Below are 25,786 nucleotides of genomic sequence, written 5' to 3' on the forward strand. Positions count from 1 at the left end.
CCCCGGCTGATGGCTGAGCGGTACGTCCACCTGGTGCGGCACGGGCCGCCGCTGATCGACCACCAGACGGCGGCCTCGCAGTGGCACCTGGATCCTGACGGCGCCGAGGCGGTCCTCGAGCTGCGCAGGTCTGGGCGACTGCCCAAGCGGGCGGCCTGGTTCTGCTCACCGGAACCGAAGGCGCGTGAGACCGCGCGGCTGCTCACCGACGGAGCCGTCACCGTTGTCGACGACCTCCGCGAGCAGGTGCGTCTGCACGCGGGCTGGATCGAGGACATGGACGCGGTCCGCCGCCGCGCGTTCGAGGAGCCCGACAGCCCCGCGTACGAGGGCTGGGAGCCACTGGCGGTGACGCGACGCCGTGCGACCGCGGCGGTCCGTCGGCTGATGCGCGACCATCCCCAGGACGACCTGGTGATCGTCGGCCACGGCACCTGCCTGAGTCTGCTCGTCGCGGAGCTGACCGGTAGCACCCCGAACGCGTCCGCACCCGAGGCGATGGCCATGCCCGACGTCGTCACCGTGCGGCTGGAGTCCAGCGCCCAGCCCGGTCCGCTCACGCTGCCGGTGGTGCTGGTGGTGGCGCTGGTCGTCAGCCTGATCGACGTCGTGGTCTGGCTGGTCACCGGCCGCCCCGGCCTGGTCGTGGCGCCGGCCCTGGTCGTCGCCGGGCTGGTGGCCGCGCCACGCCAGACCCGCGACGTCGGGGTCTCGCTGGTGGTGGTCGTGCTGCTGGCGGCGTTCCTGGATCTGGGGTGGCTCAACTTCATCCCGAGGCTGCGTGGGTAAGAAGCTGGGTCTTTCGGGTCGTTGAGGCGTCGGGTTCCCGCGCGTGTGGGCCGGCGAGGCGTCTCGTTCCCCACGTTTCAGACCAACCCGCTGTGGTCGCGCGCCGCGGGTTCGTTGCGGTCAGTGGTGGTCTCGCCGAGGCGTCGCAAACCCGCAGTCCCGGGTGGCGCTTCGCGCGGCGCGCGCCTGCAGGTTTCCGACGCCTCGGCTCCTGTCCGCTTGGCTCGCAGGGCTCGCTTCAGCGGACCCAGTCGTACGTCCGCTCCACCGCTCGTTCCCAGTTCTCCCGCTCGCGGCGGCGCAGGTCGTCGGGCATGGCCGGCTCCCAGCGGGCGGCGCGGTGCCAGTTGTTCCGGAGCACCTCCAGGTCGGGCCAGTAGCCGACGGCCAGGCCCGCGGCGTAGGCGGCGCCCAGCGAGACCGACTCGAGCACGAGGGGTCGCTCGACGGGGACGTCGAGGACGTCGGCGACGAACTGCATGAGCAGGTGGTTGGCGGTCATGCCGCCGTCGACCTTCAGCCGCTGGATCGGCACCGGGGCCACCGCGGTCATGGCGTCGACGACCTCGGCGGTCTGCCAGCCGGTGGCCTCGAGCACGGCCCGCGCAAGGTGGCCCTTGGTGACGAACGAGGTGAGCCCGACGATGATCCCGCGGGCGTCGGGCTGCCAGCGCGGCGCGTAGAGCCCGGAGAAGGCGGGCACGATGTAGCAGCCGCCGTTGTCGGCCACGCTGCGCGCCAGGGTCTCGATCTCGGGCGCCGATCGGATCATCTCCAGGCTGTCGCGGAACCACTGCACCAGCGAGCCGGTCATGGCGATCGAGCCCTCGACGGCGTACGTCGGCGCCTCCTCGCCGATGGCGTAGGCGACGGTGGGCAGCAGCCCGTTCGACGGGGTGGGCCGCTGGGTGCCGGTGTTGAGCAGCAGGAACGACCCGGTGCCGTACGTGAACTTGGCCTCGCCCTCGGCGAAGCACGTCTGCCCGAACAGGGCCGCCTGCTGGTCGCCGAACGCGCCGCCGATGGGCACGCCGGGCGCGGCCGCGGTGCACTCGGCGTAGACCGCCACGTTGGGCCGGATCTCGGGCAGCAACGCGCGGGGGATGTCCAGGGCGGCGAGCAGCCGGTCGTCCCAGGCCAGCCGGTCGATGTCCATGAGCATGGTGCGGCTGGCGTTGGTGACGTCGGTGACGTGGACGCCGCCGATCGGGCCACCGGTCAGCTTCCAGATCAGCCAGGACTCCATCGTCCCGAACAAGACGTCCCCGGCCTCGGCCCGCTCCTGCAGCCCGGGCACGCGGTCCAGCAGCCACCGCAGCCGGGGGGCCGCGAAGTAGCCTGCCGGGCTGAGCCCGCAGACCTCCTCGAACAGCGCGGCGGTGGGACCGGCGTTGAGCTCGGCGACCAGGGGGGCGGTGCGGGTGTCCTGCCAGGTGATGGCCGGGTGGGCCGGCTCGCCCGTGCGACGGTCCCAGACCACGGCGGTCTCTCGCTGGTTGGCGATCCCGATCGCCGCGACGTCGGCCACCGCGAGACCGGCCGAGCGCAGCGCCTCGGGAACGACGCGCTCGACGTTGCGCCAGATCTCCAGGGCGTCGTGCTCGACCCAGCCCGGCTGGGGGTAGTGCTGACGGTGCTCGTGCTGGGCCACCGACACCATCCGCCCGGCGTGGTCGAAGAGCACGCAGCGGGTCGACGTGGTGCCCTGGTCGATGGCGGCGACCACCTTCACCGCGACGTCACCACCGGTGCGCCAGCTGCTGGCTGATCGCACGGCCCGCGGCGACGACCTGCTGCACCACCGCCGGCCGGGGAGCATGTGAGGTGTCGAGCAGCTGCTGCTGCGGGCCGACGACACCGACCGCCGCGACGACCACCCCGCCGACGTCGCGCACGGGCGCAGCCACACCGCCGATGCCCGGCTGGTGCTCGCCCGCCTCCACCGCCCAGCCGCGACGTCGGACCTCGCCCAGCTCGGCGGTGAGGGCCGCGGCCTCGACCAACGACGCCGAGGTGTAGGCCACCAAGGAGAGCGCCCGCACCGGCCCGACGCCAGGGGCCAGGGCCAACAAGACCTTGCCCAGGGCGGTGGCGTGCACCGGCTGGTGCTCGCCGATGCGTAGCGTCTGCGGGCTGTCGTCAGGACGGAAGACGTGGTCGAGCAGCACCAGGGCGTCGAAGCCGTCCGGCACGGCCAGGTGCACCTCCAGGCGTAGCCGGGCGGCCAGCCGGTCCGACCAGTTGGTGGCCAGCGAGCGCAGCTCGTGGCGGTCGAGCCCGTGCCCGACCCGTCCCAGCCGGTCGCCGACCGAGTAGCGCCCCGTGTCGGGGTCCTGCTGCACGAAACCGACGTCGACCAGGGTGCGCACCAGCCCGTGCACCGTCGGTTTCGGCAGGTCCATCGCGCGGGCGATCTCGGTCAGCCCCAGAGGAGCGGCATCGACCAGCTCGATGATCGCGGCCGCTCGCTCGACCGACTGGATGGGCACGAAAAGGACACTAGAACGCGGTGTTCGACATTGTCGACCGGTCGACGTTGCCGGAGGTGGCGTGGGTCACAAGGCTGCTGCCCAACGACGCAATGCGGCGTCTGGAAGGAGCAAGCGTGAAGAAGAACCCCCTGGTGGGTGAGCTCTGTGCGGAGTTCGCCGGCACCATGATCCTGATCCTGTTCGGTTGCGGCGTCGTGGCCCAGGTGGTGACCAACAAGGACGGCGCGCTCGGCGACCACGACTCCATCTCCTGGGCCTGGGGCCTGGCGGTGACGATGGGCATCTTCGTCTCGGCGCGCATCTCCGGTGCCCACCTCAACCCCGCGGTGACACTCGCGCTCGCGGCCTTCAAGGGCTTCGAGTGGCGCAAGGTGGCGCCGTACATGGCCGCCCAGACGGCCGGCGCCTTCATCGCCGCGCTGATCGTGCGCGTGGTCTACGCCGACCTGATCGGCGCCTACGACCCCGGTCACACCGTCAAGAGCCAGGGCATCTTCTCCACCCTGCCGGGCAACGGCGACGACATCGTCGGCATCCCCACCGCGTTCCTCGACCAGGTCGTGGGCACCGCGATCCTCGTCTTCGTCGTCTTCGCGCTGACCACGCCGTGGAACAACCCCCCACTGGCCAACGTGGGCCCCCTCTTCGTCGGGCTCCTGGTGGTGGCCATCGGCATGGCCTTCGGCGCCAACGCCGGCTACGCCATCAACCCGGCCCGCGACTTCGGACCCCGGCTGGCCTCCTTCATCACCGGCTACGGCAGTGCCTGGCAGGACCAGCGCGGCACGGTCTACTTCTGGCTACCCATCGTCGCTCCGCTCCTCGGCGGTCTGATCGGAGGCGGCCTGTTCAAGGTGCTCATCGAGAACCACCTGACCGACCCCGAGGCAGAGATCGACGACACCCGCGTCGCCGAGCCCATCGCCAACGACTGACCACCCCCGCCTCACCATCCGTCAAAGGAGACACCCATGGCCGACTACGTGGCCGCGATCGACCAAGGCACCACCAGCACCCGCTTCATGCTCTTCGACCACTCCGGAAGCGAGGTGGCCCGCCACCAGCTCGAGCACGAGCAGATCCTGCCGCAGGCCGGCTGGGTCGAGCACGACCCGGTGGAGATCTGGGAGCGCACCAGCTCGGTGATCCAGTCCGGCATGAACAAGGCGAACGTGTCCGCCGACGACATCGCCGCGCTGGGCATCACCAACCAGCGCGAGACGACGGTGGTCTGGGACAAGAACACCGGCAAGCCGGTCTACAACGCGATCGTCTGGCAGGACACGCGCACCGACAAGATCGCCAGCAAGCTGGAGCGTGACGGGCACGGTGACACCATCCGCACCAAGGCCGGCCTGCCACCGGCGACCTACTTCTCGGGCGGCAAGATCCAATGGATCCTCGAGAACGTCGACGGCGTGCGTGAGCGGGCCGAGGCCGGCGACGTCGTCTTCGGCAACACCGACAGCTGGCTGATCTGGAACCTGACGGGCGGCACCGACGGCGGGGTCCACGTCACCGACGTCACCAACGCGAGCCGCACCATGCTGATGGACCTCGAGACGCTCGAGTGGGACGACGAGCTGCTGGCGCTGTTCGACATCCCGCGCGCGATGCTGCCCGAGATCCGCTCCTCCAGCGATCCGGAGGGCTACGGCACGACGCTGCGCAACGGCCCGGCCAAGGGCGAGATCCCGCTCACCGGCATCCTCGGCGACCAGCAGGCCGCCACCGTCGGACAGGTCTGCTTCGACGTCGGCGAGGCCAAGAACACCTACGGCACCGGCAACTTCATGCTGCTCAACACCGGCACCGAGCTGGTGCGCTCGGAGGCGGGTCTGCTCAGCACGGTCTGCTACAAGTTCGGCGACGAGGACGTCGTCTACGCGCTCGAGGGCTCGATCGCGGTGACCGGCTCCGCCGTGCAGTGGCTGCGCGACCAGCTCGGCATCATCTCCGGAGCGGCGCAGAGCGAGTCGCTGGCCAAGCAGGTCGACGACAACGGCGGCGTGTACTTCGTGCCGGCCTTCTCCGGGCTGTTCGCGCCCTACTGGCGCTCCGACGCCCGCGGCGCCATCGTCGGTCTGTCGCGCTACAACACCAACGCCCACCTCGCGCGGGCCACGCTGGAGTCGATCTGCTACCAGAGCCGCGACGTCGCCGAGGCCATGGAGAAGGACTCCGGTGTGAAGCTCGAGGTGCTCAAGGTCGACGGGGGTGTCACCGCCAACGAGCTGTGCATGCAGATCCAGGCCGACGTGCTCGGTGTCGAGGTCAGCCGTCCGGTCGTGGCCGAGACCACCGCGCTCGGTGCGGCGTACGCGGCCGGCCTGGCGGTCGGCTTCTGGAACAACACCGACGAGCTGCGCGAGAACTGGAACGAGGCGAAGCGATGGTCGCCACAGTGGGATGACGAGCAGCGCGACGAGGGTTACGCCCAGTGGAAGAAGGCGGTCGAGCGGACCCTCGACTGGGTCGACGTCGACTGACCGAGATTCCGACCAGCCACATCTACGAGGAGGAAGTTCTCCCATGCAACCTGTCGCTCTCTCGCCTCAGTACCGCGACGAGGCGCTCGCAGCGATGGCCTCCGAGGAGCTCGACGTCCTCGTGGTCGGGGGCGGTGTCGTGGGCGCGGGCAGCGCCCTCGACGCCGCCACCCGGGGCCTGAAGGTCGGCCTGGTCGAGGCCCGTGACCTCGCCTCGGGCACCTCGAGCCGCTCCAGCAAGCTGGTCCACGGTGGCCTGCGCTACCTGGAGATGCTCGACTTCGGCCTGGTGGCCGAGGCGCTCAAGGAGCGGGGACTGCTGCTGCAGGAGCTCGCGCCGCACCTGGTGCGGCCGGTGCCGTTCCTCTACCCGCTGCAGCACCGGTTCTGGGAGCGCTTCTACGCCGGCAGCGGTGTCGCCCTCTACGACGTGCTCAGCCGCATGGCGGGCAAGACCGGGGTGCCGATGCACAAGCACCTGACGCGGCGCGGTGCGCTGAAGCTGGTGCCCTCGCTGCGCAAGGACGCGCTGGTCGGGGCCTTGCAGTACTACGACGCCCAGGTCGACGACGCCCGCCACACGATGTTCGTCGCGCGCACCGCGGCAGCGTACGGAGCGCACGTGGCCATCCGTGCCCGCGTCACCGAGCTGGTGCGCGAGGGTGAGCGCGTGGTCGGCGCGGTGGTGCACGACCTGGAGAACGACCGCACCTTCACCGTGCGGGCGCGCCAGGTGGTCAACGCCACCGGTGTGTGGACCGACGAGACCCAGGCGCTGGGCGGGCAGCGCGGTGAGTTCCACGTCCGCGCCAGCAAGGGCATCCACCTGGTGGTGCCCAAGGACCGCATCCGCAGCCGCGTCGGGCTGATCCTGCGCACCGAGAAGTCGGTGCTGTTCGTCATCCCGTGGGGCCGGCACTGGCTGATCGGCACCACCGACACCGACTGGACGCTGGACAAGGCGCACCCCGCCGCCAGCGAGGCCGACATCGACTACCTGCTCGAGCACGTCAACTCGGTGCTCGAGACCCCGCTCACGCGCGACGACGTCGAGGGCGTCTACGCCGGGCTGCGGCCGCTGCTGGAGGGGGAGTCCGAGGCCACCTCGAAGCTCTCCCGCGAGCACGCCGTCGGTCACCCCGCCCCCGGTCTGGTGGTGATCGCCGGCGGCAAGTACACGACGTACCGCGTGATGGCCAAGGACGCCATCGACGAGGCGGTGTTCGGCATGGAGACCCACGACCGCCGCTCGGTCCCGCGCTCGGTCACCGAGCACGTGCCGCTGCTCGGGGCCGAGGGCTACGCCGCGCTGACCAACCAGGTCGGGCTGCTGGCCGAGCGGTCGGGGCTGCACCCGGTGCGTATCGAGCACCTGCTCAACCGCTACGGCTCGCTCATCGACGAACTGCTGGCGCTGGTCGCCGCCGACCCCGACCTGGGCGAGCCGCTCTCCGACGGCTCGGACTACCTCAAGGTCGAGATCGTCTACGCCGCCTCCCACGAGGGCGCGCTCCACATCGACGACGCCCTCACTCGGCGCACCCGGCTCTCCATCGAGTCCTTCGACCGCGGCCTGAACTCCGTCGAGGAGGCGGCGCGGCTGATGGGCGGGGTGCTGGGCTGGAGCGAGGACCAGACCAAGGTCGAGATCGAGCACTACCGCAAGCGGGTCGAGGCCGAGCGGGAGAGCCAGCAGATGCCCGACGACGCCACCGCCGACGCCGCGCGGCTGGGAGCGCCGGACCTCGTGCCGCTGAGCTGAGGCCTCAGCTGGTGCGCACCCAGCGGCCGCGGTGCATGACGCGCTTGACGGCCAACGCGTCGTCGAGCACGACCAGGTCGGCCCGGAAGCCGGGTCGCAAGGCGCCCACGTGCTCGAGGCCCAGCATGGTGGCGGGAGTGAGGGTGGCCGCGCGGACGGCGTCCTCGAGCGTCAGCCCGGCCTCGGTGACGGCGTACTGCACGGCGCGGGCCAGGGTGAGCGTGGAGCCGGCGATCGTGCCGTCGGCCAGCCGGGCCTCGCCGTCGCGGACGGCCACCCGCATCGGGCCGAGCTCGTAGTCGCCGTCGGCCGCGGCTGCGGCGGCCATGGCGTCGGTGACCAGTGCGTAGCGGTGGGGCTTGGCGTTGGCGGCCAGCCGGATCACCGCCGGGTGCAGGTGGACGCCGTCGGCGATGAGCTCGACGTAGGTGTCGGGGTGCTCGAGCAGGGCGGCGACGGGCCCCGGGGAGCGGTGCTTGAGCCCGCGCATCGCGTTGAACAGGTGGGTGCCCACGCCGGCGCCGGCGTCCAGGGCGGCCCGGACCACCTCGTAGGAGGCGTCGGTGTGGCCGACGGCGGCGACCACGCCGGCCGCGGTGAGGCGGCGGACGGCGTCCAGCCCGCCGTCGAGCTCGGGGGCGAGGGTGACCATGCGGACGTGCCCGTCGCCGGCCTCGAGAACCGCGTCGACGTGGTCGGGCTTGGGCACCTCCAGCAGCGCCGGGTCGTGGGCGCCCGCGTGCTCGGGGCTCAGCCACGGCCCCTCGAGGTGGACGCCGGCCAGCCGGCCGCCGGCGCTGAGCGCGGCCAGCTCACGGACCGCGCGCAGGTGGGCCGCGGGCGCCATCGTGACGAGGCTGGCCACCATGGTCGTGGTGCCGTGCGCCAGGTGCGCGGCGACGACGCGCTCCGCCGCTTCGGCGGTGCCCTCGTCGAAGGAGGCGCCGCCGCCACCGTGCACGTGGACGTCGACGAACCCGGGCACCACCGTGGCGGCGGGCAGCTCGACGTCGGCCGGGCGCGGCGGGGCGCCCGCGCCGACGTCGACCAGCCGCTCGTCCTCCACGTGCACCCACCCCGGCGCGAAGACCCGCGCCGGGGTGACGATGCGACCTGCAGCCAGGATCATGCGGCGGCGATCACTGGTCGTTGACGTTGACGATCGCGCTCTCCTCGCCCTCGTCCTCCCGGCCGGGCGTCTTGAGGTTCCACCAACGGATGATGAACCGGAACGCGACGTAGTAGATGGCCGCGTAGACCAGCCCGATCACGATGAGCAGCAGCGGCTTCGTGGCGATGCCGAAGTTGAGCACGTAGTCGAACAGGCCGGCGGAGAAGGAGAATCCGTCGTGGATGCCGAGCGCGTTGCAGATCGCGATCGAGGTGCCGGTCAGCACCGCGTGCACGACGTAGAGCGGCCAGGCCACGAACATGAACGCGAACTCCAGCGGCTCGGTCACGCCGGTGAGGAACGAGGTCAGCGCGGCCGAGATCATGAGGCCGCCCACCAGCTTCTTCTGCGCTGGCTTCGCCTCGTGCCAGATCGCCATCGCGGCGGCCGGGAGGGCGAACATCATGATCGGGAAGAAGCCGGTCATGAAGATGCCCGCCGACGGGTCGCCCTGGAAGAACCGGGTTAGGTCGCCGTGGTAGAGGGTGCCGCCGTGGGTGTAGCTGCCGAGGTTGAACCACACGGTGGTGTTGATGATGTGGTGCAGGCCGAGCGGGATCAGCAGCCGGTTGAGGGTGCCATAGACGAAGCCGCCGATGACGTCGTTGTTCGCCACCCAGGTCGAGAGGTGGGTCAGCCCGGAGTTGAACGCCGGGTACACCAGGCTGAGCAGCACGCTGACGATCGTCATCACCACCGCGGTGATGATCGGCACGAACCGGCGCCCGCCGAAGAACGCCAGGTAGGGCGGCAGCTTGATGCGGTGGTACTTCTGCCACAGGAAGGCCGCCACCAGGCCGCTGACGATGCCGCCGAGGACGCCGTAGTCGATGAGCACGGGATCGCCCGTCGTGGGCTGGTCGAGCACCTGCAGCGACATCGCGTCGCCGACGGACTTGAACACCAGGTAGCCCACGACGCCGGCCAGGGCGGTGGAGCCGTCGGACTTCTTGGCCATGCCGATCGCGACGCCGAGGGCGAAGATCAGCGGCAGGTTGCTGAACACCGCGTTGCCGGCGGCGCCGATGACCGCGGCGACCCGGTCCCAGTGCAGGCCCTTCGGTCCGAGGAGGTCGTCCTGGCCCAGCCGCAGCAGCAGACCGGCGACGGGCAGGGCGGCGATCGGCAGCATCAGGCTGCGGCCGAACTTCTGGAGCGGTGCGAGGTTGAAGCGGGGCCCCCGGGTGGTTGCTTCTGCGGTTGCGGTCATGCTGTTCCTTCTTCCGAGTGGTGCTGGTCGGGCCGGGCGGCGTCGGTGCTGCCGAGCTCAGTGCTGCCGAGCGACATGTGCAGCTGGTAGCGGTCGCCCCGGTAGCGGGAGACGACGTACTCCAGCGGCGTTCCGGCCGCGCGGGAGACGCGGCGGAAGACCAGGAGGGGGGTGCCGACCGGGCAGTCCAGCCGGCGGGCGGTGGGGGAGTCGGCCGACTCGCCCCACAGCGTCTGCTCCGCGCCGTCGATGGGCAGCCCGTAGACCTCGCGGAACACCTCATAGAGCGAGCCGCCGAGCTGCTGGCGGTCCAGACCCGGCAGCAGGTGCACCGGGTACCAGCCGTTCTCCAGCGCGATGGGCTGGTCGTCGGCCAGCCGGACGCGGTCCAGCCGCCAGGCCAGGCCGTCACCGCCGAGGTCGAGGGCCTTGGCGACGTCGGTGGGCGGCCGGTCGGCCTCGACGCCGACCAGCTGCGTCGACGGCGTCAGCCCGCGGCGGCGCATGTCCTGGCTGAAGGAGGCCAGGTGCAGGTTGCTCTCCAGCCGCGGCCGGGAGACGAAGGTGCCCTTGCCGTGGATCCGGTGCAGCAGGCCGTCGGCCACGAGGCTCTCGATGGCCTTGCGGACGGTGGCGCGCGAGACGTCGTAGGCGCTCATCAGCTCGCGCTCGGACGGGATGGCGACGTCGGGTCCGAGCTCATGGGCCGCGAGCTCGGCGAGCACGTCGGAGAGCTGGGCGTGCTTGGGGCGCGGGCCGTCGGTGATGATCGTGCGCGAGACCGGGTCGACCACTGGCAGCCACCTCCACCCACTGGTAGGTTTCTCACTGGTACGGTCTGGTACGGACCAGTCAGAGCATGGTGTGAGGGAGAGCACGTGTCAAGCACCCGGTCGGCGACCCAGATGCTGCGCGAGATGGAGGAGCAGCCCGACGCCGTGCGTCGCACGCTCGAGGCCCTGCTGCCGTTGCGCAGCGAGGTGGCCGGTCTGTTCGCGGGCCGGCGGCGGGTGCTGTTCGTGGCTCGCGGCTCCAGCGACAACGCCGCGATCTACGGCCGCTACCTGCTCGAGACCCACGCCGGGGTGGTGGGCGGCCTGGCCGCGCCGAGCGTCGCGACGCACTACCGCAGCGAGCTCGACCTCACCGACACCCTGGTCGTCAGCGTCTCCCAGTCCGGGGCCACCGAGGAGATCGTGGCGACCCAGGACTGGGCGCGCAGCTGCGGCGGCGCCACGGTGGCGGTGGCCAACGTGGCCGACTCGCCCCTGGTGCGCGCCGCCGACCTGGCGCTGGTGACCGCCGCTGGTCCCGAGCTCGCCGTCCCGGCCACCAAGTCCTACCTGGCCCAGCTGGTCGCGATGGCCGTGGTCGCCACCGCCCTCGCGCCCGCACCGACCGCGCTCGACGGCGAGCTGGGCCTGGTCGCCGGCGAGGTCGAGCGGCTGCTGGAGCAGCGCTCGGGCGTCGAGGAGGCCGCCCGCCAGCTGGCCACGACGGCGTACACCGTCGTCTCCGGTCGCGGCCTGATGATGGGCACGGCGCTGGAGACCGCGCTGAAGCTCGAGGAGACCTGCCTACGCCCGGTGCGCGGCTACTCCTACGCCGACCTGCGCCACGGCCCGATCTCCGTGGTGACCGCCGGCATGACCGCCGTGCTCGTCGCCGCCCCCGACGGCCCGATGCTCGCGCCGATGACCGAGCTGGCCGGCGACCTCGCCGCGCGTGGCGCCACCACCATCGGCATCGGCGGCGACGCCGGGTTCGCCGGCGCGTGCTCCCTGGCGGTCGCCGGGCCGGACCTGCCCGAGGCCGTCGCGCCGATGGGCGCCATCGTCGCCTCGCAGCTCGTGGTCGAGGCCCTGGCCCGTGAGCTCGGGCTCGACCCCGACAACCCGCGGGGGTTGGCGAAGGTGACGACGACCGATCCCGCGAGCTGACCGCAATGTGAACGGAACCGAGGAGGACACCATGGCAACCAAGGCGGAGCAGATCCTGGCCGGGCTGGGCGGCGCGGACAACATCGTCGAGATCGAGCCGTGCATCACCCGGCTGCGCACCGAGGTGGAGGACGGCGCCAAGGTCGACGAGGCCGCGCTCAAGGCCGCCGGTGCTCACGGCGTCGTGCTGTCGGGCAACGTGGTGCAGGTCGTGGTCGGTCCCGAGGCCGACACGCTGGCCGAAGACATCGAGGACCTGATGTAGATGGACGTCCTCGCGCCCTGCCCGGGCCGGCTGCTGCCGCTCACGCAGACCCCCGACCCGGTCTTCGCCGGCGAGATGGTGGGTCCCGGCGTCGCGATCGACCCCGACCCCGGACCGACCACTGTCGTCTCGCCCATCGCCGGCCGGGTCGTGAAGATCCACCCGCACGCGTTCGTGGTGCTCGGCGAGGGCGGCGTCGGGGTGCTCGTGCACCTCGGCATCGACACCGTGAAGCTCGACGGCCAGGGCTTCGAAATGCTCGCTCAGCAGGGCGCGAACGTCGTCGCGGGCGAGCCGATGGTGCGCTGGGACCCCGCGACCATCACCGGCGACGGCATCTCCACGATGGTGCCGGTCGTCGTCATGGATCGGCCGAAGGGGTCGGTCCCGGCGCCCGACGAGCGGCACGTCGTGCCCGGAGATGTCCTGTTCGAGGTGGTCTGAGCGGCTAGACAGCCCGCCGGGCGGTGGGCAGGGTAGTCGGTCATGGCCAGCTACCACGGCGTCGACACGCCGGCGCTGCAGACTCGCACGCTGATCGGCGGTGCGCTCATCGGGCTGGTCGTCGGCATCGGCCTGGCCTTCCTGGCCGCCGTGCTCGGGGTCGCCTTCATCGTGGGGCACCCCCAGCTCTCGGCCTCGCAGCGCAACGTCGTGTTCCTGGCCCCGTTCGCCGGCGGCATGGTGCTCGCGCTGGTCACCCTCGTCGTGCCCGTCGTCCGCCGCTTGGGCGGCGGCGTGCTGGTCGGGGTGATGGTCGGCGCCGCCGCGACGGTCGCCGTCGTCGGCGGTGTGCTGGCCGGCACCGCCGCCCAGTCGCTCTGACTCACGCCGAGGCGCCACCAGGTGGGACAATCGGTCACGCGATGACCGATGCACCCAAGACCCTGCCCCTGGTGATGGAGGAGCCGCGCGGCCGCGGCAAGCCGCCGCGCCACCTGGCCGACCTCGACCTCGCCGGGCGACAGGCGCTGCTCGCCGAGCACGGCCTACCCGGCTTCCGAGCGAAGCAGCTCAGCCACCACTACTTCGCGCGGCTGGTCGACGACCCCGAGCAGATGACCGACCTCCCGGCGGGCGCCCGCAGCGAGCTGGCGGCCGCGCTGCTGCCGAGCCTGATGACGCCGCTGCGCACGCTGGAGGCCGACGCCGGCACCACCCGCAAGACGCTCTGGCGCCTCTTCGACGGCTCGCTCGTGGAGTCGGTGCTGATGCGCTACCCCGACCGGGCCACCATGTGCGTCTCCTCCCAGGCCGGCTGCGGCATGGCCTGCCCGTTCTGCGCGACCGGCCAGGGCGGGCTGCAGCGCAACATGTCCACCGCCGAGATCGTCGAGCAGGTCGTCGCCGGTGCGCGCGCGTTGGCCCGCGACGAGGTCCCCGGCGGCGTCGGGCGCGTCTCCAACGTCGTCTTCATGGGCATGGGCGAGCCGCTGGCCAACTACAAGGCGGTCGTCGGCGCCGTCCGCCGGCTCACCTCGCCCGCGCCGGAGGGCCTGGGCATGTCGGCGCGCGGCGTCACCGTCTCCACCGTCGGGCTGGTGCCGCGGATCCGGCAGCTGGCCGAGGAGGGCATCCCGGTCACGCTCGCGCTGAGCCTGCACGCCCCCGACGACGAGCTGCGCAACGAGCTCGTGCCGATCAACAACCGCTCCTCGGTGGCCGAGACCGTCGACGCGGCCCACCACTACTTCGCCACGACGAAGCGGCGGGTCTCGATCGAGTACGCCATGATGCGCGGCATCAACGACCAGGCCCACCGCGCCGACTTGCTCGCCGACGTGCTGCTCGCCCACGGGGCCGGCTGGGTGCACGTCAACCTGATCCCGCTCAACCCGACCCCCGGCTCCAGGTGGACCGCCTCGGACCCCGCCGACGAGCGGGAGTTCGTCCGCCGTCTCGAGGCCCGTGGCATCCCGACCACCGTCCGCGACACTCGCGGCCGCGAGATCGACGGCGCCTGCGGCCAGCTGGCGGCGACCGAGGGCTGATGCTCGGCTAGCGCCCCACGCCGCAGTCGAAGGCCTGCTGCACCACCACGACCAGGGGTAGCAGCTCGGCGGGCACGGGGGCGGCGTTGACGACGTCGCCGTGGGTGACGGTACGGCCGCTGAGCTCGGCCAGGACGGTCGCGGAGTCGACGTCGCGCTCGGCGAGCTCGCGTGCGGTCACCGGCGCGAGGGCGGTGGGGCCGTCGTCGGCCTCGGCGAGCCGGACACCGACGCGGCAGGCGGCCAGGGCCACGACCAGGCCCGTGGCCGAGCCGAGGTCGGGCAGCAGGATGCGGTCGCCGGGGGCCCAGCCGTGGCCCAGGAACGACTCCGCCACCCGAGCCGAACCGGCGTCGAGCGCGCCCAGGGTGATGTCGAGCCCGGGCAGCGTGATGGACGCCTGCGGCGCGAGGTCGGCGGCGGCGTCGAGGAGGTAGGGGACGGCCAGGCTCAACGGTTTCTCATCGGGGGTCTGCGACCAAGAGTTCCACGTTGCGGTCCGCGGCGGCACCCCGCCGGTTCGTGGTGCGCTCCTGCCAGTCGTTGGCGCCGAGCTCGCGGGAGAGCCCGGCCAGCCGCACCGGGTCGCCCAGCGAGCCCGCGTACGCCGACGGTGCGGTGAGCGGGCCGGCGTGGTCGAGCACGGTGGCGAAGATCGAGAGGGTGCCGTCGCGGTTGTCGGCCACCTCCAGCACTCGCGACTGCATCGGGAAGTCGATGTGCGAGGCGGTGTTGACCTCCCAGAAGCCACCGCCGCTGCCGGTGTGGGCGGTGACCGCGTTGACGTGGGTGTGGCCGTTGACCCAGGCCACGACGCTGCGGTGCGCGAGCAGCAGGTCGACCACCTGGGGTCCCAGCACGCGCGGCTGCAGGTCGCCCCCGGTGCCGACGAGCGGGTTCGACATCGTGGCGCTCGTGTGGTGGCTGGCGACCACGACGATGCGCCCGGCCGAGGCGGCGAGCACCTGGGTCAACCAGGCGAACTGGGTGGCGTCCAGAGAGCCGTCGGCCTCGCCGTTCGGGTTGACGGTGTCCAGGACCACGAACCGGAACGCTTCGTGGTCGAAGGTGTAGTAGCCCAGGCCGGTGGCGCGGTTGGTGCGGGTGAAGCCGTGCCCGACCGGGAGTCCCGTGGTGTGGAAGTGCTCCTCGATCCACTGCGCCCGCGAGAGCGTGCGGCGTTTCGGGTCGGGAGTGACGAGCTTCGCCCAGGGCCCGGGAACGACGGCGCCCAGCAGCGCCGAGGCATCGCCGGTCGCGGCCGCCCGCTCCAGGTCGGCCGGGCTGATGCCGGCCGGTGGCGAGATCACCTTCAGCGGACCCGTGGCCAGCGCACTGACCGGGACGGTGTGCGGGAAGTTGCCCTGGGTGAGCTGGTCGTGGTTGCCGAACGCCGCGTACCACGGCACGTCCAGCCCGTGGGCGGTGAACGGCCGGCGGGCTGCCGAGGTCAGCCCCGTCACGGTCGGGAAGCCGTACACCGTGTGCGCCTGGTCGGCGCTGTGGCCGGCGGGTGCGCCGTCGGGGTGCCAGTAGTGGACGTCGTAGGTCACCGGGTCGGAGTCCATGACGCCCTCGTAGCGGGTGAGGTCGCCCGAGTCGGGCCGTACGGTGCCGCCGTCGAGGACGTCGATGTTCCAGCGGATCTCGTTGTACTGGCTGTTGTCGGAGTTGTCGCCGGTCTGCAGCGCGAAGGCCACCGGCCGTCCGGTCACGGGGCCGGCGGACACCGCGTTGACCGCCCGCACCATCGCCTCGGTGACCTGGGCGCTCAGCAGCTCCTGCGGCCGGTGGGCGGAGCTGAAGATGCCGGTCGGGTCGTCGCCGTCGTCGTAGCGGTCCAGCCACTCCAGCCGGGCCGGGGACTGGTGGTCCACGACGTGCACGTCGCTGAGCTGCACGAAGGTCAGCAGCCCGCGCCGTCGCTTCGCGCGGCTCGTCGACGCGGCGGTGCCGAGGTCGGTGCGCACCAGGTGCGGCTCGCCGGGCCCCTGACGCAGCGGCGCGTAGCCGCCGACGCCGGGCACGCCGCGCAGGTAGGTGCGGTTCAGGGTCGTCTGCGCCGCTGCCGCCTCGGCCGCGGGCAGGCTCAGCCCACCGGCGACCGCGGCCGCCGAGAGCGCGCCGGCACCGGCGAGCAGGTGACGTCGAGAGAGGTCCACGACAGCATCCAACGACCGCGACGGGCCCCGGTCACGCTCCGGCCGATGAGTTCACCCGGCGTTCAGCAGATGGACCGCGAGCGCGAGTCCGGCCAGCCCGACGAGGATGCGCAGCGGGCGCTCAGGCAGCACCCGGACGGCGGCCGGGCCCAGCGCACCACCGAGCAGCGCGCCGACCGCCATCGGCAGCGCGGCGCCCCAGTGCACCGGTCCGAGGACCGCGTAGCCGATCGCGGCGACGCCGTTGGCCGCGCCCGTGCCGACGTTCTTCACCGCGTTGCTCACCGCGAGCGGCTCCACGGTGCTCAGCGAGACCACCGCCAGCAGGATCACGCCGACGCCGGCGCCGAAGTAGCCGCCGTAGACACCGACCACCGCCAGCAGCGGCAGCCACCACCACGTGGCCGGCCGCAGCTGCGAGCCCTCCCAGCGGGCCCAGCGCCGGATGGGGTCGCGCGCCATCAGCAGCACCGAGCCGAGCGCGACCAGCCAGGGCACCACCGCCTCGAAGGCCGACGCGGGGGTGGAGAGCAGGAGCAGCGCTCCGACCGCGCCGCCGACGGCGCTCGCGGCCGCGAGCTCGACCAGGCGCCGGCGTTGCCCGTGCAGCTCGCGGCGCCCGCCCCACATCGAGCCCGCGGTGGTGGCGGTCATGGCGACGGCGTTCGTGACGTTGGCGGCCAGCGGTCCGATCCCGGTGGCCAGGAGCGCGGGATAGCTGACCAGCGACGCCAGCCCGGCGGTGGAGCCGACCAGGCCGGCCCCGACGCCGGCCAACAGCAGCCACGCCCAGGTCATGCCCCGAGGAGCGCGACGGCCTCGTCCACGTCGTCGGTCACGTGCACGATCATCCGCGACTCCCGCGCCAGGGCCTGCAGCAGGGGCGCGACCGGCAGCCGCTGCGTCCAGTGCTCGACGCCGAGCAGCACCATCGGCGCGACGTCGTCGGCCGCGGCGTAGTAGTTCTCGCAGGCGTCCTGGAACACCTCCTGCACGGTGCCGGCCGAGCCGGGGAGGAAGACGATGCCGGCGTTGCAGATGCGCAGCAGCACGTCCTCGCGCACGGCGTTGTGGAAGTACTTCGCGATGGAGGTCGCGAAGACGTTCGGGGGCTCGTGGCCGTAGAACCAGGTCGGCACGCCGAGGTTCTCGCGGCCCTCGACGCGCTCCACGACGGCCAACCCCGAGCGTGCCCACGCGGTGACGTCGTCGTAGCCGGGGCAGGCGGCGAGCTCGGCCAGCGCGTCGTCGAGGTGGTCGGGCACGTAGGCGCCGAGGTTCGCCGCCTCCATCGCCCCCGGCCCGCCGCCGGTGGCGACGGTGAAGGCGGCCCCCAGCGCGTGCCCGAGCCGGGCCGCCGTGGCGTAGTCGGTCGAGCCGCGGGGCACGGCGTGCGCGCCCATCACCCCGGCGATGCGGCGACCGGCGACGTAGGCCTCGAGCGCGTCGTCGATGCCGTGGTCGTGAAGCGCTGCGGCCAGCGTCCGCTCGCGGGCGCGGTCGCCCTGGTCCCAGGCGTAGACGCGGGCGTCGGGGGTGGCGGGGTAGCCACCCCCGAGTCCGGCGTACAGCTCGGCGGGGGAGTACAGCGTCGTGCGCTCGGGGTCGAACGGCAGGTCGTGTGCCGCAGCGGTCGCCATAGCGGCCACTCCAGCACACGACCTCACCAGGCCGCGGCCAGGACCTCGCCGAAGAGGTCGTCCTCGCTCACCTCGAGCCCGCGCGCGGCGAACCAGGTGCAGACGTTGTGGCAGTCGCGCATCAAGAACTCCGACGCGGCGGGGTTGGCCACCAGGTCGACCACCTGCGGCAGGTCGATCACCACGAGCCGCTCACCGGCCGCGAGGACGTTGTACGGCGAGAGGTCGCCGTGCGCGATCTGCTGCGAGGCCATCACCAGCATCGCCTCGCGCAGCTGCTCGAACCACGACGCCAGGAGCGCCGGCGTCGGACGCTGACGGGCCAGGCGGGGCGCCGGGTCGCCGGTGTCCGGGTCGAGCACGAGCTCCATGAGGATCTCGGTGCCGTCGATCTGCACCGGGTAGGGCACCGGGACGCCGATGAGCCACAGCCGCTTGAGCGACTCCCACTCGGCGTTGGCCCACTGGCCGGCGGCCACCGCGCGTCCGTAAGCGGTTTTCTTGGCCATCGCGCGGGTGTCGCGGCTGCTGCGCACGCGGCGGCCCTCGGCGTAGGCCGACGACCGCTGGAAGTCGCGGTGGTCCTCGCCGCGGTAGCGCTTGGCGGCCATCACGGTGGCGCCGTCGGCGCCGGCCCGCTCGAGCAGGAAGACGTCGGCCTCCTTGCCGGTCTTGAGGACGCCGAGCTCCTCGTCGACGGCGGCGCGGTCGGTGACGACCCAGTCGGGCCGGGGCTCGGGACCGCGGCACAGCGGCTCGAGGTCCCAGTAGTTCGAGAGACGGACGTCGTCGTCGATGACGACCCAGTGCTGATCGAGAGGGGTGAGGGAGAACTGGTCAGGCAACGAAGGCTCCAGGAGAGAAGTCGGGGTGGGCGCGCAGGCCAAAGGCAGTCATGGCGATTACCCCTCCTCTCCTGGAACCGTGCAGACGTACGCGACGAGACTGACCCGGAGATCTGCCCCGCGCAACCGGATTACTGGTGACCCGAGACCGCGTGCGGAGCGTAGCCCTCGCTCAGTCGTGACAGCTCGTCATCGGTGAGCTCGAGGTCGACGGCGGCCACGGCATCGGTGAGGTGCTCGGGCTTGGTGACGCCGACGATGGGCGAGGTGACCGCCGGCTGGGCCAGCAGCCACGCCAGCGCCACCTGGGCCGGGGCGACCTCGCGCTCGGCGGCGACCTCGAGAAGCGTCTCGACCACGCCGCGGTCCTCGTCGCGGTAGAGGCTGCGGCCGAACTCGTCGGTCTCGCTGCGCGTGGTGGCGGCGTCCCACGGGCGGGTGAGCCTGCCGCGGGCGAGCGGGCTCCACGGGATCACCCCGACGCCCTGGTCGAGGCACAGCGGGAGCATCTCCCGCTCCTCCTCGCGGTAGATCAGGTTGTAGTGGTCCTGCATCGAGACGAACCTGGTCCAGCCGTTGACCTCGGCCACGTGCTGGGCCTTGGCGAACTGCCAGGCCCACATCGAGGAGGCGCCGATGTAGCGGGCGCGGCCGGAGGTGACGACGTCGTGCAGCGCCTCCATCGTCTCCTCGATCGGCGTCTCGTCGTCCCACCGGTGGATCTGGTAGAGGTCGACGAAGTCGGTGCCGAGGCGGTCCAGGCTGGCGTCGATCTCCTGCAGGATCGCCTTGCGCGAGAGCCCGGCACCGTTGGGACCCGGTCGCATGCGGCCGTTGACCTTGGTCGCCAGCACGACGTCGTCGCGGTCGGCGTGCTTCCACAGCGCGCGGCCGGTGTACTCCTCGCTGGTACCGGCGGAGTACACGTTCGCGGTGTCGAAAAAGGTGATGCCGGCCTCGAGCGCGGCGGCGATGGTCTCCTCGGCGAAGGCCTCGTCCTTGGCCCACTCGCGGCCCAGGGAGGCGTCGCCCCAGCTCATGCAGCCCAGCGTGATCCGCGAGACCTGCAGCCCGGTGTTGCCCAGTCGTGCGTACTTCACGCAGCGGCCTCCTTCTCGATGGCGGCGATCTCGTCGTCGGTCAGCTCGATGTCGGCGGCGGCCGTGTTGGCTTCGAGGTGGGCGACCTTCGAGGTGCCCGGGATCGGCAGCATCACCGGCGAGCGCTGCAGCAGCCAGGCGAGCGCGAGCTGGGACGGCGTGGCGTCGTGACGCTTCGCGGCCTCGGCCAGCACCCCGCCCAGCGAGCCGTCGGAGCCCAGCGGCGCCCACGGGATGAACGCGATGTCGTGCTGCTCGGTGTAGTCCAGCAGCGCCTCGGAGTCGCGCGCACCGATGTTGTAGCGGTTCTGCACCGAGACGATGGTGGCGCTCTGCTGGGCCTCCTCGAGCTCCTCGACGCTCACCTCGGAGAGCCCGATGTGGCGGATCTTGCCCTCGTCCTGCAGCGCCTTGAGCTCGCCGACCTGGTCGGCCAGCGGGTAGGTGTCGTCGATGCGGTGCAGCTGGAGCAGGTCGATGCGCTCCAGGCCCAGTCGGCGCAGGCTCATCTCCACCTCCTGGCGCAGGTACGCGGGGGCGCCCACCGGCGTCCAGCTGTTCGGCCCGCCGCGGACGAGGCCCGCCTTGGTGGCCACGACGACGTCGTCGGGGTAGGGGTGGATGGCCTCCTTGATGATCTCCTCGGAGACGTAGGGGCCGTAGGAGTCGGCGGTGTCGATGAAGGTGATGCCGAGCTCGAGGGCACGCCGGACCACGCGCAGGCACTCGTCGCGGTCGGCCGGCTCGCCCCAGATCCCATCGCCGGTCAGGCGCATCGCGCCGAAGCCGAGACGGACCACGGGCAGGTCGCCGCCGAGCTGGTAGGTGCCGGAGGCCGCTGCGTTCGTTGCTGAGGTCATGTCAGGCGCAAGTCACGGCGGCGTGGAGATGTTCCCTACGGTGGGGCCGTGCAGCTCACCGTCACCGCCACCAGCCGCGTCAGCCCCGATCTCGTCCGCGTGGAGTTCAGCGGCGACCTCGCCTCCTTCGCCGAGAGCACCTTCACCGACAGGTACGTGAAGCTGCAGTTCCCCGATGCCGTCCGTACCTACACCGCGCTCGATCCCGACGTCGAGGCCGGCACGGTGGCGGTCGAGTTCGTCGTGCACGGCGACACCGGTGTGGCCGGTCCGTGGGCCGCGGCCGCCCAGCCCGGCGACGTGCTGGAGGTCCGTGGGCCCGGTGGGGCCTACGCCCCGGATCCGGCCGCCGATTGGCACCTGCTGGTGGGCGACGAGTCCGCGCTGCCGGCCATCCGCGCGGCCCTGCAGGCGCTGCCCGCCGAGGCCACCGCCCGGGCCTACGTCGAGATCGAGGGCCCCGGGCACGAGGCCGAGCTGCCGCGCGAGGTCACCTGGGTGCACCGCGGCTCGGGCGCCGCGGCGGCCATGGCCGCCGCCGAGCAGACCGAGCCTGCGCTGCTGACCGCGGTGCGAGAGGGGGAGTGGCTGCCCGGCCGGGTGCAGTGCTTCGTGCACGGGGAGGCCCAGGTCGTGATGCACGCGCTGCGGCCCTTCCTGCTCGCCGAGAAGGGGCTGCCTCGCGAGGACGTCTCGGTCTCCGGCTACTGGCGCCGCGGCCGCACCGAGGAGGGCTTCCGGGACTGGAAGCGCGAGCTGCGGGAGGCTGAGGGGGCATGAGCGAGTGGGTCAACGCCTGCTACGTGCTGCTCGACCGGCCGGTGGTCGCCGGCCGGGCCGATGAGCCGGTGCTGGTCGAGGACCCGGTCAGCCACGCCCGGCTGCTCGAGGACGTCGCGGCAGTGGCCGGGGTCCTGCGGGCGCAGGGGGTCGGCGCCGGGGCACGGGCGATCGTCAGCGCCGACGGTCGTCGCGGTGTCACCGCCCTGCTGGCCGTGGCGCGGCTCGGGGGTGTGGTGGGCGAAGGGGTCCTGGTCGACGAGGACTCCGTGGGCGAGCTGGGGTGGGACGAGGCCCTGCGGCTCGGCCGCACCGACCCGGCCCCGGTCGCCGACCTGCCCCCGTCGGCCGACTGGGACGGCGTGCGCACAGCCGGCGACCTGGCCCGCGAGGTCGCGGCCCTGGTCACCCCGCTACCGGTGGCGAGCCTGCTGTCCGTGCTCCGCAGTAGCCTCCAGGTGTGAGCGAGCACCGCGTCCCCAACCTCATCGCCGGCGAGCGGGTCCACGGCGACCAGCCCCTCGAGGTCACCCACCCCTACGACGACTCCCCGGCGGGCACCACCACCTACGCCACCCCCGATCAGGTCGAGCGCGCCGTGGCCCACGCCGCCGGTCTGGCCGGCGAGGGCGCGCGGCTCCCTGTGCACGCCCGCGCCGACGCGCTGACCGCGATCAGCGAGGCGATCAAGGCCAACGCCGACGAGCTGGCCGAGCTCATCACGGCCGAGAACGGCAAGCCGATGATGTGGTCGCGCGCGGAGGTGGGGCGTGCGGTCTCGGTGTTCCGGTGGGCCGCGGAGGAGACGCGGCAGCAGGGCGGCGAGGTGATGCGGCTCGACACCGACGCCGCCGCCGAGGGCCGGCTCGCCTACGTGCGCCATGTGCCGATCGGGCCCGTGCTGGCCATCAGCCCGTTCAACTTCCCGCTCAACCTCGTGGCCCACAAGGTGGCACCGGCCATCGCCGTCGGGGCGCCGGTGGTGCTCAAGCCGGCCCCGAAGACGCCGCTGTCGGGTCTGCGGCTCGGCGAGCTCATCGCCGAGACCGACCTGCCGCCCGGCTTCGTGCAGGTGCTCAACGTGAAGAACGAGGAGGCCGGCTCGCTGGTCGACGACCCGCGCCTGCCCGTCGTCTCGTTCACCGGCTCGGGTCCGGTCGGCTACGCCATCCGCGACCAGGTGCCGGGCAAGCACGTCGTGCTCGAGCTGGGCGGCAACGCCGCGGTCTACGTCGCGAGCGACTACGCCTCGGAGGCCGACCTGGACTGGGCCTCGACCCGCATCGCGAACTTCTCCAACTACCAGGCCGGGCAGTCCTGCATCGGCGTCCAGCGGGTCTTCGCCGACGCCTCGCTCTACGAGGACCTCAAGGCCCGGGTGGTCGAGAAGGTCGCGGCCCTGGTCACCGGCGACCCACGCGATGAGAAGACGTTCGTCGGCCCGATGATCGAGGAGGCCGCCGCCGAGCGCGTGGAGCAGTGGGTCACCGCCGCGCAGGGGCTCGGCGCCAGCGTGCTCACCGGCGGGCACCGCGACTTCACGACGTACGCCCCGACGGTGCTCGAGGGCGTCCCGCACGAGGCGAAGGCCTCGTGCGAGGAGGTGTTCGGGCCGGTGCTGCTGCTCGAGAGCGTCGAGGGCGACGAGGCCGGGCTGGCGGCGATCAACGACTCGAAGTTCGGGCTGCAGGCAGGCGTGTTCACCCACGACCTGCAGCTGGCCTTCCGCGCCCAGCGCGAGCTGGAGGTCGGCGGCGTCATCATCGGCGACGCCCCCTCCTACCGCGCCGACCAGATGCCCTACGGCGGGGTGAAGGACTCCGGCGTCGGCCGCGAGGGCATCCGCTACACGATGACCGACTTCACCTACGAGCGGGTCATGGTGCTCACCGGCCTCGACCTGTGACACCGGCGTCCGCCGGGCGCCGCGACGTCGTCGTCCTCGGCTCGACCGGCTCGGTCGGCACGCAGGCCCTCGACGTCGTCCGGGCCCATCCCGACCGGTTCCGGGTGGTCGGGCTCACCGCCGGCGGGTCGCACCCCGAGCTGTTCGAGCAGCAGGTGGCCGAGTTCGCACCCGCCTTCTCCGGGCTGGGGGAGGAGGCCAGCGTCGAGGCCGCCGAGATGGAGTGCCACACGGTGCTCAACGCCATCACCGGCGCCGTCGGGCTGCGGCCGACCCTGGCCGCCCTGGACGCCGACAACGTGCTGGCGCTGGCCAACAAGGAGTCGCTGATCATCGGCGGGCCGCTCGTCCTCGAGCGGGCCGCGCCGGACCAGATTGTGCCGGTCGACTCCGAGCACAGCGCCCTGGCGCAGTGCCTGCGCGGCGGCCGGGCCGAGGAGGTCCGCCGGCTGGTGCTGACCGCCAGCGGCGGGCCGTTCCGCGGACGTACGCGCGCCGAGCTGGCCGACGTCACGCCGGAGCAGGCGCTGGCCCACCCGACCTGGGACATGGGCCCGGTGGTCACCATCAACTCCGCCACCTTGGTCAACAAGGGCCTGGAGGTGATCGAGGCGCACCTGCTCTTCGGGATCGCGATGGAGCGCATCGAGGTCGTCGTGCACCCCACCTCGGTCGTGCACTCGATGGTCGAGTTCACCGACGGCTCCACCCTGGCCCAGGCCTCGCCGCCGACCATGCTGATCCCCATCGCCCTCGGTCTGGCCTGGCCCGAGCGCCTCGACCCCGTCGCCCCGCCCGTGGACTGGTTGACCGCCCAGACCTGGGAGTTCTTCCCGCTCGACGACGAGGCGTTCCCCGCGGTGGCGCTGGCCCGCCGCGCAGGCACCCTCGGCGGCACGGCTCCGGCGGTCTACAACGCCGCCAACGAGGTCTGCGTATCAGCCTTTCGGTCAGACAATCTGGGCTTCGCCGACATCGTGGACACGGTCGCGCGCGTGCTCGGCGAGCACGACGTAGCCTCCGACGACAGCGTCACCGTGGAGGACGTCCTGCAGGCCGATGCCTGGGCGAGGGAGCGGACGGTGACCATCCTGGGGGGACACTCATGACCGTGCTGCTCTACATCCTTGGCGTCGTCGTCTTCGTCGTCGGCATCGCCGCCTCGATCGGGCTGCACGAGATGGGACACATGATCCCGGCGAAGCTGTTCGGGGTGAAGGTCACCCAGTACTTCGTCGGCTTCGGTCCGACGATCTGGTCGCGCCGCCGGGGTGAGACCGAGTACGGCTTCAAGTGGATCCCGCTCGGCGGCTACGTGAAGATGGTCGGGATGCTGCCCCCGGCCAAGGGCGACGACGAGCACGTGCTCCGCAAGACCAACACCGGCATGTTCACCCAGCTCATCTCCGACGCCCGCAGCGCCGAGTACGAGCTGGTCGAGCCGGGCGACGAGGAGCGGTTGTTCTACCGCAAGGCGTGGTGGAAGAAGCTGATCGTGATGTCCGGCGGTCCGCTGGTCAACGTGGCCATCGCCTTCATCCTCTTCGGCAGCGTGTTCGCGATCCGCGGGGTGCCCGAGGGCTTCACCCAGGACGTCGGCGGCGTCTCGGCCTGCTCGGCACAGCTGTGCGCCACCGGGCAGACCAGCACCCCCGCGCAGGCGGCCGGCTTCAAGGCCGGCGACCGGGTGGTCTCCTTCGACGGCACGAAGCTCTCCGGCTGGGACCAGCTGGTGCCCTTGATCAAGAAGTCGGCCGGCAAGACCGTCTCGATCGGCGTCGTGCGCGACGGGCGCTCGCTCACGCTCACCCCGACCATCGCCGCGCTGCCGGGTTCGAAGGACGTCGGCTTCCTCGGCCTCGCGCCCACCGCGCAGTACGTGCGTAAGGGTCCGATCTACACCGCCGACCAGATGGGCACCTACACCAAGGACACGGTCGTCGCCGTGCTGCACCTGCCGGTGCGCGTCTACGGCGTGGCCAAAACGGTGCTGGGCCTGCAGCCGCGCCAGGCCGACAGCCCGGTCAGCCTGGTCGGTGCCGGCCGGTGGGCCGGCGAGACCACCTCCGAGCACGGCATGGCGGTGGCCGACCGCATCCAGTTCCTGGTGCTCCTGCTGGCCTCGGTGAACCTGTTCCTCGGCATGTTCAACTTCGTGCCACTGCTGCCCCTGGACGGCGGCCACATCGCCGGCGCGCTCTACGAGGCGGCCCGCCGCGCCTGGGCCAAGCTCTTCCGGCGTCCCGACCCGGGCTTCTTCGACGTCGCGAAGCTGCTCCCGGTGGCCTACGGGGTGGCGGGGGTCTTCGTGCTGATGACGATCCTGCTGGTCTACGCCGACATCGTGGACCCGGTGCGGATCTGACAAGCCTGAGCCTGCGAAG

26 protein-coding genes are annotated in these 25,786 nt (G+C 72.1%); 14 read left to right on the forward strand and 12 right to left on the reverse strand.

The genetic code is table 11. The features are described from left to right. The first annotated feature begins 9 nt into the window (after positions 1-9). Complete coding sequence (locus tag D9V37_RS09585) at positions 10-789, forward strand: histidine phosphatase family protein (protein ID WP_121805953.1); 780 nt, start codon at positions 10-12, stop codon at positions 787-789. A 238-nt stretch (positions 790-1,027) separates the two neighbouring features. On the opposite strand, the gene glpK (D9V37_RS09590) is transcribed toward D9V37_RS09585, so the two are convergent. Further along, a complete protein-coding gene (gene glpK, locus D9V37_RS09590; protein ID WP_232524840.1) occupies positions 1,028-2,563 on the reverse strand; it encodes a glycerol kinase GlpK in 1,536 nt (511 codons plus the stop codon). Further along, positions 2,529-3,278 (reverse strand): IclR family transcriptional regulator, encoded by a 750-nt coding sequence (locus D9V37_RS09595; RefSeq protein WP_121805955.1) that lies wholly within the window; start codon positions 3,276-3,278, stop codon positions 2,529-2,531. The genes glpK (D9V37_RS09590) and D9V37_RS09595 overlap by 35 nt, the downstream gene beginning before the upstream one ends. A gap of 116 nt (positions 3,279-3,394) precedes the next feature. Here D9V37_RS09595 and D9V37_RS09600 point away from each other — a divergent pair, with 116 nt between their 5' ends. The 3 genes from D9V37_RS09600 to D9V37_RS09610 are packed head-to-tail and all read left to right on the forward strand — an operon-like array spanning position 3,395 to position 7,532. Then, entirely contained in the window at positions 3,395-4,216 is an 822-nt protein-coding gene (locus tag D9V37_RS09600) for an MIP/aquaporin family protein (RefSeq protein ID WP_232524841.1), read from the forward strand. Positions 4,217-4,252: 36 nt separating this feature from the next. Beyond that, on the forward strand, positions 4,253-5,770 hold the full coding sequence (gene glpK, locus D9V37_RS09605) for a glycerol kinase GlpK (protein ID WP_121805957.1): 1,518 nt from the start codon (positions 4,253-4,255) through the stop codon (positions 5,768-5,770). A gap of 43 nt (positions 5,771-5,813) precedes the next feature. Then, entirely contained in the window at positions 5,814-7,532 is a 1,719-nt protein-coding gene (locus D9V37_RS09610; protein WP_121805958.1) for a glycerol-3-phosphate dehydrogenase/oxidase, read from the forward strand. Positions 7,533-7,536: 4 nt separating this feature from the next. Here D9V37_RS09610 and nagA read toward each other — a convergent pair whose 3' ends face one another. From nagA to D9V37_RS09625, 3 genes are read right to left on the reverse strand one after another with little or no spacing between them, the layout of a single operon-like run. Further along, positions 7,537-8,661 carry an N-acetylglucosamine-6-phosphate deacetylase gene (nagA, locus tag D9V37_RS09615; RefSeq protein WP_121805959.1) on the reverse strand — a complete coding sequence of 375 codons (1,125 nt, stop codon included), beginning with the start codon at positions 8,659-8,661 and terminating at the stop codon, positions 7,537-7,539. A gap of 10 nt (positions 8,662-8,671) precedes the next feature. After that, positions 8,672-9,913 carry a PTS transporter subunit EIIC gene (locus D9V37_RS09620; RefSeq protein WP_121805960.1) on the reverse strand — a complete coding sequence of 414 codons (1,242 nt, stop codon included), beginning with the start codon at positions 9,911-9,913 and terminating at the stop codon, positions 8,672-8,674. Beyond that, a complete protein-coding gene (locus tag D9V37_RS09625; protein WP_121805961.1) occupies positions 9,910-10,707 on the reverse strand; it encodes a GntR family transcriptional regulator in 798 nt (265 codons plus the stop codon). The genes D9V37_RS09620 and D9V37_RS09625 overlap by 4 nt, the downstream gene beginning before the upstream one ends. Before the next feature lie 84 nt (positions 10,708-10,791). Here D9V37_RS09625 and D9V37_RS09630 point away from each other — a divergent pair, with 84 nt between their 5' ends. The 5 genes from D9V37_RS09630 to rlmN are packed head-to-tail and all read left to right on the forward strand — an operon-like array spanning position 10,792 to position 14,109. Continuing rightward, positions 10,792-11,853 carry an SIS domain-containing protein gene (locus tag D9V37_RS09630; RefSeq protein ID WP_232524842.1) on the forward strand — a complete coding sequence of 354 codons (1,062 nt, stop codon included), beginning with the start codon at positions 10,792-10,794 and terminating at the stop codon, positions 11,851-11,853. A gap of 7 nt (positions 11,854-11,860) precedes the next feature. Further along, positions 11,861-12,118 carry a PTS glucose/sucrose transporter subunit IIB gene (locus D9V37_RS09635; protein WP_269778374.1) on the forward strand — a complete coding sequence of 86 codons (258 nt, stop codon included), beginning with the start codon at positions 11,861-11,863 and terminating at the stop codon, positions 12,116-12,118. Then, positions 12,119-12,562 carry a PTS sugar transporter subunit IIA gene (locus tag D9V37_RS09640; RefSeq protein WP_121805963.1) on the forward strand — a complete coding sequence of 148 codons (444 nt, stop codon included), beginning with the start codon at positions 12,119-12,121 and terminating at the stop codon, positions 12,560-12,562. 42 nt (positions 12,563-12,604) lie between these two features. Then, positions 12,605-12,943 carry a hypothetical protein gene (locus D9V37_RS09645; protein WP_121805964.1) on the forward strand — a complete coding sequence of 113 codons (339 nt, stop codon included), beginning with the start codon at positions 12,605-12,607 and terminating at the stop codon, positions 12,941-12,943. A gap of 41 nt (positions 12,944-12,984) precedes the next feature. Then, entirely contained in the window at positions 12,985-14,109 is a 1,125-nt protein-coding gene (gene rlmN / locus D9V37_RS09650; RefSeq protein ID WP_121805965.1) for a 23S rRNA (adenine(2503)-C(2))-methyltransferase RlmN, read from the forward strand. 7 nt (positions 14,110-14,116) lie between these two features. Here rlmN and D9V37_RS20225 read toward each other — a convergent pair whose 3' ends face one another. The 7 genes from D9V37_RS20225 to D9V37_RS09685 all read right to left on the reverse strand — a co-directional run bounded on the left by D9V37_RS20225 (position 14,117) and on the right by D9V37_RS09685 (position 20,716). Next, complete coding sequence (locus D9V37_RS20225; protein WP_158604429.1) at positions 14,117-14,563, reverse strand: hypothetical protein; 447 nt, start codon at positions 14,561-14,563, stop codon at positions 14,117-14,119. A 7-nt stretch (positions 14,564-14,570) separates the two neighbouring features. Further along, positions 14,571-16,271, reverse strand: a complete 1,701-nt coding sequence (locus tag D9V37_RS09660) for a TIGR03767 family metallophosphoesterase (protein WP_198412476.1) — start codon at positions 16,269-16,271, stop codon at positions 14,571-14,573. A 51-nt stretch (positions 16,272-16,322) separates the two neighbouring features. Beyond that, positions 16,323-17,069: a sulfite exporter TauE/SafE family protein gene (locus tag D9V37_RS09665; protein ID WP_121805967.1), complete on the reverse strand. Its 747-nt coding sequence runs from the start codon at positions 17,067-17,069 to the stop codon at positions 16,323-16,325. Then, positions 17,066-17,911 carry an LOG family protein gene (locus D9V37_RS09670; RefSeq protein ID WP_121805968.1) on the reverse strand — a complete coding sequence of 282 codons (846 nt, stop codon included), beginning with the start codon at positions 17,909-17,911 and terminating at the stop codon, positions 17,066-17,068. Before D9V37_RS09670 ends, D9V37_RS09665 begins: the two co-directional genes overlap by 4 nt. A gap of 23 nt (positions 17,912-17,934) precedes the next feature. Beyond that, entirely contained in the window at positions 17,935-18,756 is an 822-nt protein-coding gene (locus D9V37_RS09675) for a serine protein kinase RIO (protein ID WP_121805969.1), read from the reverse strand. Between the two features lie 131 nt (positions 18,757-18,887). Next, positions 18,888-19,856, reverse strand: coding sequence for an aldo/keto reductase (locus tag D9V37_RS09680; protein ID WP_121805970.1), 969 nt, complete (start codon positions 19,854-19,856; stop codon positions 18,888-18,890). Beyond that, the gene (locus D9V37_RS09685) at positions 19,853-20,716 is read right to left on the reverse strand and encodes an aldo/keto reductase (RefSeq protein ID WP_121805971.1); all 864 of its coding nucleotides are present in this window, start codon (positions 20,714-20,716) and stop codon (positions 19,853-19,855) included. The genes D9V37_RS09680 and D9V37_RS09685 overlap by 4 nt, the downstream gene beginning before the upstream one ends. A 48-nt stretch (positions 20,717-20,764) precedes the next feature. On the opposite strand from D9V37_RS09685, the gene D9V37_RS09690 reads away from it, so the two are divergent. Genes D9V37_RS09690 through D9V37_RS09710 form a run of 5 tightly spaced genes read left to right on the forward strand, consistent with a single transcriptional unit; the run spans position 20,765 to position 25,767 of the window. After that, a complete protein-coding gene (locus tag D9V37_RS09690; RefSeq protein ID WP_121805972.1) occupies positions 20,765-21,496 on the forward strand; it encodes a siderophore-interacting protein in 732 nt (243 codons plus the stop codon). Continuing rightward, positions 21,493-21,960, forward strand: a complete 468-nt coding sequence (locus tag D9V37_RS09695) for a hypothetical protein (protein WP_121805973.1) — start codon at positions 21,493-21,495, stop codon at positions 21,958-21,960. The genes D9V37_RS09690 and D9V37_RS09695 overlap by 4 nt, the downstream gene beginning before the upstream one ends. Beyond that, a complete protein-coding gene (locus tag D9V37_RS09700; RefSeq protein WP_121805974.1) occupies positions 21,957-23,402 on the forward strand; it encodes an aldehyde dehydrogenase family protein in 1,446 nt (481 codons plus the stop codon). Before D9V37_RS09695 ends, D9V37_RS09700 begins: the two co-directional genes overlap by 4 nt. Further along, a complete protein-coding gene (locus D9V37_RS09705) occupies positions 23,399-24,511 on the forward strand; it encodes a 1-deoxy-D-xylulose-5-phosphate reductoisomerase (RefSeq protein ID WP_121805975.1) in 1,113 nt (370 codons plus the stop codon). The genes D9V37_RS09700 and D9V37_RS09705 overlap by 4 nt, the downstream gene beginning before the upstream one ends. Beyond that, entirely contained in the window at positions 24,508-25,767 is a 1,260-nt protein-coding gene (locus D9V37_RS09710) for a M50 family metallopeptidase (RefSeq protein WP_121805976.1), read from the forward strand. Before D9V37_RS09705 ends, D9V37_RS09710 begins: the two co-directional genes overlap by 4 nt. Positions 25,768-25,786: the final 19 nt, after the last annotated feature.

It is taken from the genome of Nocardioides mangrovicus (assembly GCF_003674065.1).
GTDB classification, from domain to species: Bacteria; Actinomycetota; Actinomycetes; order Propionibacteriales; family Nocardioidaceae; genus Marmoricola; species Marmoricola mangrovicus.